Origin of the sequence: Rhizobium sp. Root1220 (assembly GCF_001426265.1) — a bacterium.
Classification (GTDB): Bacteria; Pseudomonadota; Alphaproteobacteria; order Rhizobiales; family Rhizobiaceae; genus Rhizobium.
This window is the reverse complement of record NZ_LMDG01000026.1, coordinates 1-2,722: the sequence shown is the minus strand read 5'-3', so window position 1 is coordinate 2,722 and position 2,722 is coordinate 1. Positions and strand designations below refer to the sequence as shown.

The window sequence follows — 2,722 nt, the reverse complement described above, 5'->3', positions numbered from 1 at the left end:
CAGCGAGGTTCAGGTCCATGTTTATGGCATCTCCGGTAGCAGGATATCTTGGAAGTAGTGACCGCTTAGTCGTTTTGCAAGTCGGGGTAAATGGCAGCTAAGGGCCGATAGCTGGCACCAGGGTTCCTCGGCTTTGCGCCAAGAGGGACATGACAACGTGGCAGAAATTATCTCGACAGCGCAGCCTTGAGACCCATCGGGTATAATTTTGGAGCCCCATCCACGTCAAGCTCATCCAGCCTGTACCAGCGAGCAACATCACGAGAGCCATCGCTCTCATGAAATTCTATGTGGCCGTGATGTTGAGACGCGGTGCGGGGAAACTCAACCTCAAACACGAATACAATTTCGTGGCCATCTTCGCCTTCGTGGTTGTAAAGGTTCTCAAGAAACAGCGGGCCACTCACGACGTTAACATCAACGCCAAGCTCTTCACGGAACTCACGTCGGACAGCAACTTCGGCTCGCTCCCCGAACTCTACGGTCCCACCCAGCGGACGAACTCCGGTGACAGCACCATCATCATCAAGCACCTCAGCAGCCAGAAGACGCCCGTCGCGCCAATGCACGCCGATAGCCTTCACTCTGATTTGTTGAGTTGGTCGCCAGACAGTCATGATATGAATAGGTAGAGCACAGACGCAATGTCGGCAATGGGCGCCGACTGCCGTCATGGCGTAGAAGCGCCACGAGCGGACATTGTGGCGTCGCAAAACTTTCTCTATTTGACGCGGCAATGTCATAAAGTTCGTCGGGATCGCCAATGGGATGGGAAGCACTTAGGCAATGGGGTGAAGACGCGGTTCGCATCGAGCCGCTCACCGGTGGGTCTGCCAACGACGTGTGGAGTGTTCGCCTCCATGGGCAGATCGTCGTCGGTCGTCTCGGCTCCAGGTGCGACGCTGATCTCGCATGGGAAACCGAGCTTCTCCAATATCTCGACCGCGCAGGCATGGCCGTTCCGGTTCCAATTGCGACGACTGACGGCCGACTGTTCGTGAACGGGCTGGTGGTAATGAAATATATGGAGGGCGGACCACCAGAGGCGGGGTCCGATTGGCGTCGCGTCGCCGACACGCTGCGCGATCTGCACCGGCTGACACAGGGCTGGCCGCAGCGCCCCGGCTGGCGATCCTCGACCGACCTGCTGCACACTGAGACTGGAACGAGGATTAACCTTTCCGCGATGCCGCCTGAGGCTGTTATTCGATGTCGGGCAGCGTGGGCGCGGCTCATTGGGCGTCGGACATGCGTTGTTCACGGCAACCCCGACAATCCTGGCAACGTCCGGATCACAGCAGATCGTGTCGCGTTGATCGACTGGGATGAGTCTCGTGTCGATGTCCCAGACCTTGACCTGGTGCTGTCCGACAACGCTGCCGACCTCGACGACGACGCGCATGACATCGCCGCGCAAGCGTCAGCCGCATGGGAAGCCGCGATCTGCTGGCAGGACGAGTATGCAGTCAGGCGGCTCGCCGAAGTTCGTCTCCCGTTAAGAGGCCATAACCATGGCCTCGATGAGCTCAGTGGCGGCGTGAATGCCGCCACCTTTCCATGTTCTGCTATATTTTAGAGACCGCCTCGATGGTGTCCGCCAGCGTCGATCTGGTGTTGCTCTTGTAATAGGGCGACCTAGCGAGCATTATTGTGCGGCTTGGCAGGCTCTAAGCGCCTTAAAGGCGGCATCGGTTCCCGCCAGTTTTATAACGACCGGATTGCCTCCTTGGGGTGTGATTGTCACTGCGTTCTTCTTGGCGAGGTCGTAGATAAAGTCAGCGTTGGTTACCCACGCGAACGCTCCCGTATAACCGTCTATCGCCTGGCCCTTGGCTTCACCCTGGAACTGCTGACCGTCGACATCGAATAGAACCTGAAGTTTCTGGCCTGCAGTGACTTTGGTATCCGCCTTTGTGTAGAGCGCCATGTAGCCGCGCAGGGCACCGGTTGCATCGATCCCCATCTGAACCTGCGTATCGTCTGCGTTCGCCTTGGTGATCAGACAACCTGGCCCCATGTCATCCTTGACGATAATGTCCCAGCCGGCCTCGGAGCCGTATTTGGTCTGGGCCATCACTTCAGACGCAACCAGCGTCGAACAAAGCAGCGCAATTCCGACTGCGATCTCGCTTCTCATAGCTGTCTCCTTCTGATTTTTAGAGAAATACCAAGCTAAGCGCGGACAATGTCTCCCAGTACGCAGTTTTCGACGTTGAAGTCAGAACACCCGCTTCAACATGAGCCCGCTGGCAAGACAAAAGCATGCAACTACGGCTTTATAGTGAAAGCGATTCACGATCCTGCAGAGCAAACAGCCCCCTCCGTCTTCTTGCCCAACAGGCGTTGCAACTCCTTCACCTGGGCCTGAAGCGCCCGGTATTCGGAAGCCGGAACGACCTCCTCTTCGGCGGCCGTCGCCGTCAACGCGCCTTGGGACGCCAGCTTGCGCCAGGCGAACAACTGGTTCGGCTGGATGCCGTGCCGACGCGCGACGATGCTAACCGTCGCGTCCGCCTCATAGGTCTCGTGGATGATCGCCAGCTTCTCTGCCGTGCCCCAGCGCCGCCGACGTTCCGGCCCGGCGAGGACTTCCATCTTAAAATTGATGATCGTCAGCGAGCCGGCCCTTGCACCGGGCGACAGATCGTAGTCCGCCGGATTGCGGTTCGCCGCGCTCCTCTTCCATTGTCTCCCATTCGGCCTTGCTGCCATAGAGGCCGAT

2 protein-coding genes and 2 pseudogenes are annotated in these 2,722 nt (G+C 58.2%); 1 reads left to right on the top strand and 3 read right to left on the bottom strand.

Features of this window, described 5'->3' with window-relative positions:
• Positions 1–167: 167 nt before the first annotated feature.
• Entirely contained in the window at positions 168–584 is a 417-nt protein-coding gene (locus ASC90_RS28390) for an NUDIX domain-containing protein (RefSeq protein ID WP_348270874.1), read from the bottom strand.
• A 179-nt stretch (positions 585–763) separates the two neighbouring features.
• On the opposite strand from ASC90_RS28390, the pseudogene ASC90_RS17090 reads away from it, so the two are divergent.
• A pseudogene (locus ASC90_RS17090) lies at positions 764–1,489 on the top strand (phosphotransferase); the annotation flags it as partial.
• A 156-nt stretch (positions 1,490–1,645) separates the two neighbouring features.
• Here the strand turns inward: ASC90_RS17090 and ASC90_RS17085 are convergent.
• Both ASC90_RS17085 and ASC90_RS17080 read right to left on the bottom strand, forming a co-directional pair.
• Positions 1,646–2,137, bottom strand: a complete 492-nt coding sequence (locus ASC90_RS17085; RefSeq protein WP_056542739.1) for a hypothetical protein — start codon at positions 2,135–2,137, stop codon at positions 1,646–1,648.
• A 185-nt stretch (positions 2,138–2,322) separates the two neighbouring features.
• Positions 2,323–2,616 (bottom strand): annotated as a pseudogene (locus ASC90_RS17080) (transposase); the annotation flags it as partial.
• Positions 2,617–2,722: the final 106 nt, after the last annotated feature.

Excerpts from the sequence above, each read along its gene's own strand:
- ASC90_RS17085 (WP_056542739.1), bottom strand. The coding sequence starts at position 2,137 with ATGAGAAGCGAGATCGCAGTCGGAATTGCGCTGCTTTGTTCGACGCTG.